Source organism: Tropicibacter naphthalenivorans, assembly GCF_900176475.1.
Classification (GTDB): domain Bacteria; phylum Pseudomonadota; class Alphaproteobacteria; order Rhodobacterales; family Rhodobacteraceae; genus Tropicibacter; species Tropicibacter naphthalenivorans.
The window spans coordinates 1-6352 of the sequence record NZ_FWXX01000029.1 but is presented as its reverse complement, the minus strand read 5'-3'; the positions used below and the strand labels follow the sequence as shown (position 1 = coordinate 6352).

The 6352-nt window shown below is 59.2% G+C and carries 3 protein-coding genes; all 3 read right to left on the bottom strand.

The window, feature by feature from the left end:
- A partial coding sequence (locus B9A11_RS20995) for a calcium-binding protein (RefSeq protein WP_143595970.1) occupies positions 1-1223 on the bottom strand: 1223 nt, incomplete at its 3' end.
- Positions 1224-1588: 365 nt separating this feature from the next.
- Positions 1589-2617 carry a TIGR03032 family protein gene (locus B9A11_RS20990; protein ID WP_083499983.1) on the bottom strand — a complete coding sequence of 343 codons (1029 nt, stop codon included), beginning with the start codon at positions 2615-2617 and terminating at the stop codon, positions 1589-1591.
- 81 nt (positions 2618-2698) lie between these two features.
- The coding region (locus tag B9A11_RS20985; protein ID WP_143595969.1) for a cadherin-like domain-containing protein at positions 2699-6352 on the bottom strand (3654 nt) is incomplete at its 5' end.

The following is a 6352-nucleotide window of genomic DNA, read 5'->3' as shown; positions in this document are numbered from 1 at the left end:
TGATCGCTCTGTATCCTGTCGTCCCCGTCGCCGCCTTCGATGATATCGTTGCCGGCGTTGCCCCAGAGGGTGTCGTTGCCTGCGCCGCCGCGCAGGGTGTCGTCCAGGTCGCCGCCCGCGAAGTTGTCGTTGTAGTCATAGCCGGTGGCCTCGAGACGCTCGAAGCCGGAGATGACGGTAGAGTAGGCCGCATACCCAGGATAGGAGCCGATGTTCTCGTAGCCGTAGACCTCGGTCGCCTCTGCCAAGGTGGTGGCCAGATCGCCGCTGGCCGTCCGCATCCGCACGTAATCGTTGCCGCCGCTCCGCCGCGCGCCGAAGCCGGTGTAATCCAGCACCAGCGTATCCGTGCCCGAACCGCCGTCCAGCGTGTCATTCAAGCCCATCGCTTCGACTGTATCATTGCCGGCGAAGGCATAAATGAGGGTTCCGTTCCTGTTAGAAAGGAAAACGTCGTCGCCATTCGTACCATAGAGGGTATTGTCTATCTCGGATCGGATCTGGCTCATGGTTTCGGCGTTATAGAAACTCCATGTCGTGGACTGCATGGCTTGGTTCATCTGGGCTGACACGCTCTCGATACGTGTATCATTGTCAACCCAAGTCTCCCAAGCCTGCCAAACGCTGAAAATAGATGAAGCCCAACTAAATACGCTGCCGGCCGTTGAGCCAAAAACCTGCGTTGCGTAAACTGACAACGCCGATAGGGAGGTGTCTGCCAACATGCCGTCGATCAGGTTGTCAGCTTCTTCGCCCCGCGTGGCAGAGACCTCTGACAACGCTCCCCCGGATGCCTCTAGTGAGTTCATGATGGCGTTGAAATATATGTCCATTTTCCGAACATCGGAGATTAAGACCAGATCGTTGTCCTGCAATTCTGTCTTGACGTCTGCGGCTACTCGCTCCAACTCTCCAAGAAGCGAGTCCTGACCTTCGAAGGAATTTGCGAGAATCGCTCTCGCCATATTGAGAATTTCACTTTCTGCCGCGTTTGAGCTCCAGAGGGATGCGGAGTTTGCGACAACGGAAACCGCAAGCAATGCAAGTGGAGTCGCTAGGCCACCTGAGCCAACTGTCAATGCAATCGCGGCAAGGCCTACTGCTCCGGTGACAATTGTGGACACCGTGGTTTCCCACACGTAGTTCCACACCAAACTGCTGATTTGGCTGTCAATATTCGAGATGAGCGTTGTGCCGTAAGACTGCCGCAGAGAGTAGTTCAAGGAAGTCAAAGACTCAGACGCAGCGTGGGAGGCTACGACGTTCTACCAGACATCATCGTTTGGCCGAAAAATACGCCCGTGGCTATCGAAAAAACGATGCGCCGTTGTTCCATCGACATCGATGAATTCATGGGAGACAACCGTCCGTTCAGAACCTGAAAAGTCATAATCAAAGTGAACGATATTACTCAGGCTTGTGACACTAGATACTTCCACGAAAACCGTCCCGAATTAAAATCTTTGGTATGTATCACCTCGAAAATTAAACAAATCGCACTTCCATATCAACCGCAAATTTGAGCCCCTCTCAGAGCAAGCCATCCCCTTCGGAAATCAAGAGAGGAAGAACGTGCTCGCCTGTTGAATCAGGCGATCGGAACGCCCGGTTTCACCAGCAACTTGAGTTGATCCACATTCGCCCCATAAAGCATCGGCTGGGTGCAACCTTGGATCACACAAACATCGAAAATCTGCGAGACCTCTCCAGAAATCTGGAAGTAATGCTCAATCGCGCCCGTGGACAAATTTACGATGAACAAACCGCATCGGGGCGGCTGTTGAGACTTCGCCAAAGTCTCCGACAGCGGAAGGCCATCAAAGCTGCGCCCTTCTCTTTCCGTCGAACTGGCGACAATGGCATAACCGCCAAGGAATGAAAGGCCGCGGCAATAGCCGGGAATTAAGGCGATTTCATCAACGGACCCGTTCGAAATCTTGGCCCGTTTTAACAGGCCAGTGCCGCTCTCCAGAAAATAGACATGCTCGCCCTGAACACGCGGGGAATGTGGCATCGTCAGGCCTTGGGCCAGATCTTCGCCAGCACTTACATTAAAGATGACCCCCTGCCCCGTCCCGACATTTCGCCATCCTTCGAGGGAATTGGTTTTCGAAAACGCCGTGGCGAACAATGCGCCGTCGGGCGCGCAGGTCAAGCCATTGAGGTGGCAACGATCCTCGTACACCAGACGATCAATGAAAGGCGGCTTCCATATTGGGCGAAAGCTGGCGGTTTCCGAAAGCCCGGCGATGCAATTGAAATTGGTCGAGGCAAAGATCGGCGCTCCGTTGCCATCCAACGTGACATCGTGGATGTCCAAATCGCCCACCGTCCAGGTTTGAACCGGCAAAAAGGCTGCGTCGTAGCCGCCTTTCCCTGCATAGTCCGGACCAAAATCCTGAAAGCGCCAGATATGGGCAATCCCGCCCATATAGAATCCGCTCGAAGTCGCGTGCAGCCCCATGCAGCGCGGATAATGCCGTTCATATAACGACACACGACCATCACGCGTATGTCCCAGCAGCATCAGACGACCAACTTCATAAGCGGTAAACGCAAGGCTGATCCCACAATTGGCCAACCAACTCGTAAAATTCCGCGAGACCGTAAATTCCATAAAACGCCTATATGCAAAAACCGACCGCCAGCCTTTAGGGCCAGCGGTTGGCTGTAAGTATCAATGGATGCCCCTAAGGGATCAAGTCAGCAAGTCGTTGGGATCTGTCACGCCAAGGATTTGCAGCAAGAGCGCCGAGGATTGATCGTCAAAGGTCACCAAGGTGCTGTCGACGCCTCCTACGCCATCGGTGTCGACCTCGGACAAGCTGCCAATGGCGAGGGCCGCGTCCAGTTGCACGATGTCAGCGGCGAGGTCGAAATCCGTGACCACGTCGTCTCCGCCCCCGGGACTAAAGACAAAGACATCAGCGTCCGCCCCGCCGGTCAAGGTGTCATCCCCAAACCCGCCGATCAGCGTGTCGGCGCCAGCATTGCCATCCAGTAGGTCTGCGCCGTTCTCACCGGACAGGCTGTCGTTGCCGTCGAGGCCGGTCATGGTGTCGTCCCCGATGCTGCCCGCCAGCGCGTCGTCGCCCAACGTGCCACCAAGTGCCGTTCCAAAGACCCCGCTGCCGTCCGGCGCATAGCCTTGGGCGGTGGCCACATCGACAAGGAAATTCGCATCGGTGAAGTCACCCGGCGCGGTGCCTTGAAAGCGGATCGCGGCGACATAGGTGTCACCGCCGCCATCGGCGTCGATCTCCAGCACCGTGTCCGCGCCGTCCGCAACCAGCCGCAGGAAGCCCGCGCCAAAGGGGTTGGATGCCCCGTCCCAGCCGCTCAGCCGCTGGGTCAGGAATTGATCAATGTCCACAAGGTCTTGGGCCACGTCAAAGTCCGTTACAACCACATGACCCGTGCCGTTGAACTCGGCATTGCCAAGCCGCACCGTGTCCGACCCGGCCCCCAGAGTGATCGTCGAGACGTCGTTGGTGTAACGGTCGAGCCCGAGTTGAACGATGTCATCGCCCGCCCCGGCATCGACGCTATCCGCTGAACGCCCGCCGACATTGCGCAGGAAATCCGCGCCATCGCCGCCCAGCAGCGTGTCATCGGTCTGCCAATAGCCATTGAGGTAATCGTCGCCCGCGCCGCCATCCTGAACGCCGCTGCCGGACAGCGTGTCGTTGCCCTCGCCACCTGTGATCGTGTTGTTTTCGCCGCCCGCGTAAAGCTGGTCGTTGCCCAAACCGCCATCAAGCTGGTTCGACCCCGAGTTCGACCCGTACCCGTAAAGCGACACACGATCATCCCCGTCACCGGCCACAACCACGTTGTTGCTGCCCGAGTCATAGGCATACACCGTGTCATTGCCGCTGCCGCCGTCAAAGAGGTTGCCGGTGCTGCCCGAAGCGGACATGTAATCATGCCCATCCCCGCCCCGCAGCACGTTCGACCCGCTCCCGCCGTCCAGGCGGTCGTTGCCCAAACCGCCAAGCAGCACGTCATCGCCGGCCTCGCCGTAAAGGGTATCGTTGCCATCCCCGCCGTCGAGGAAATCGGCACCGGGAATGCCCACGATGGTATCATTGCCGCCAAGACCTTGGATCAGGTCGCCTTGGATCGTGCCGGTCAGGCTGTCGTTGCCCTCGGTTCCTTGGATCAGCTCGCCATCAAGGATCGACAGCGTAAAGCTGGTGCTGCTGCTCTGGCCATCAGGCTCGGTTGCGGTCACCATTAGGGTATACAGCCCGATGTCCCCGACCTGCGGCGCGCCTGCGGCATAGCTGAGGGTCCCGGTGGCGGCATCAAAGCTCATGAAACTCGGCAGAGGCGAGCCATCGGCCAAGGTCACGTCATAGGTGACCGCCAGACCTTGGTCATGGTCGGCGAACAAATCCGCGGGCAATTGATAGCTAAAGGCCTCATCGGCAAAGCCGGTTTGCGGCGCGGTTGTTCCGGTCAGAACCGGCGGATCGTTCACTCCGGTCACGGTCAGGGTCACGGTGGCGGTATCGAAGGCGCCGTTCCCGTCGGAAATCGTGTAGGTAAAGCTGTCGGTCAGGCTTTCGCCCCCGGCCATCGCGTCCAGCGTTGCTGAGGCGGTCGGATCGTAGCTGACCGAGCCATCGCCGTTCAGCGTCACCGTCGCCCCCAAAGCGCTGGTCGCGGAGACGGCCGAGATGCCGATCGCATCACCATCGGGGTCGCTGTCATTGGTCAGCAAATCCGCCGCCGAGATGATGAATGCGGTATTCTCATCGGCTTGCGCGGCAAGAGCGTCGTCATTGGCGACGGGGGCGAGGTTATCGGTCACGCCGTTCACCACGAGCGTCGCGGTGTTGGCGGTGGCGGCCTGCCCGTCGCTGATCTCGTAGCTGATCGTGACGGCGCGCGCTTGGCCGTCGTCCAGCGCGTCGTATTGGAATGGGTCGATGGAAATCGTGCCATCGCCGTTGTCGGTAAAGCTGACCGCGTTGCCTTGGTCGTCGGTGGCGGTGATGTTGATCGCGGTCAGTACGGCCCCGCTGTCAGGATCGGTTTGCCCGGCCAACAGGTCGATGGTCTGGATCGCGTCGTCTTCGGTCACAGTTCCTGCGTCGATGACTGACACCACCGGCGCGTCGTTGGTGCCGACGACAGTCAAGCTCACCGTGGCCGTGTCGAACCCGCCGTTCCCGTCGGTGATGGTGTAGGTAAAGCTGTCCGTCAGCTCTTGGCCATCCGCCAAGGCCGCAAGGGCCGCAGCCCCGGTCGGATCATAGGACACGGACCCATCACCATTCAACGTTACCGCAGCGCCCAGAGCGCTGCTGGCCGAGACCGCAGAAATACTCAGCGCATCGCCATCGGGATCGGTGTCATTCGCCAGCAGTTGCGCCGCCGGGATCGTCAAAGCTGTGTCTTCATCGGTGCCCACACCGCCGATCTGCGCGGTGGTGGTGATCTGAAGCTCATACGTCCCGCCGCTGGGCACGGGGTTATCCGGGTTCGAATACCCCGGGAAGCGACCCACCGAGATGTAGTAGGTGCCCGGCGTCGAAAAGGTGTAGGACAGCTCGCTATCCAAGCTGCTGACGGACCCCGGATCCCTGGGGCTGTCGTCGCTGCGCGAAATGCGGGCACCGGCGGAATTCCACAGGTGGATATAGGCGTCAAAGCTGCCGCCAGAGCTGCTCCCGAAATCGATGTCGAAATGCATGGACGTGCCGGCTTCGGTCACGGTAAAGGCGTAGTAATCGGCGGTGTTGTTGCCGGTGCCGACGATATTGACGCTGGGCAAGGTATCAGAGTTCAGGATGTTGGGGTTTGGGTTCAGCGTGAACAACCCATCAAGGTTCTGCGCCTGTGCAATCGAGTTGTTGGGCTCGATTTCGATGATCCGGTTGTTGCCCAAAGGCACCCCAAGGACGTCGTCATTGGCCACAGGGGGCGAGCCGTCAGAGGCCCCGTTCACCACAAGCGTTGCCGTGTTTGCCGTGCTCGTCTGCCCGTCGCTGACCTCATAGCTGACTGTGACGGTGCGCGCTTCGCCGTCGTCCAGCGCGTCGTATTGGATCGGATTGATCGAGATCGTGCCATCGCCGTTGTCGATGAACTGAACCGAAGCGCCAAAGTCGTCGGTGGCGGTGATGTTGATCGCCGTCAGCACCGCGCCGTTGTCCACGTCGGTCTGTCCAGCCAGCAGGTCGATGGTCTGGAGCGGGTCGTCTTCGCTAACACTGCCCGCGTCGATTGCCGACACCACCGGGGCGTCGTTGGTGCCGGTGATGGTGATCGTGACGTCTTGGGTCACGCTCAGCGCCGGGGCGGCGTCGTCGGCCAACTCCAGCGTATAGGTCAGAACCACGGT

What these genes read in the sequence shown, in the direction of transcription:
- B9A11_RS20990 (WP_083499983.1), bottom strand. Translation starts at nt 2,617, where the DNA reads ATGGAATTTACGGTCTCGCGGAATTTTACGAGTTGGTTGGCCAATTGT.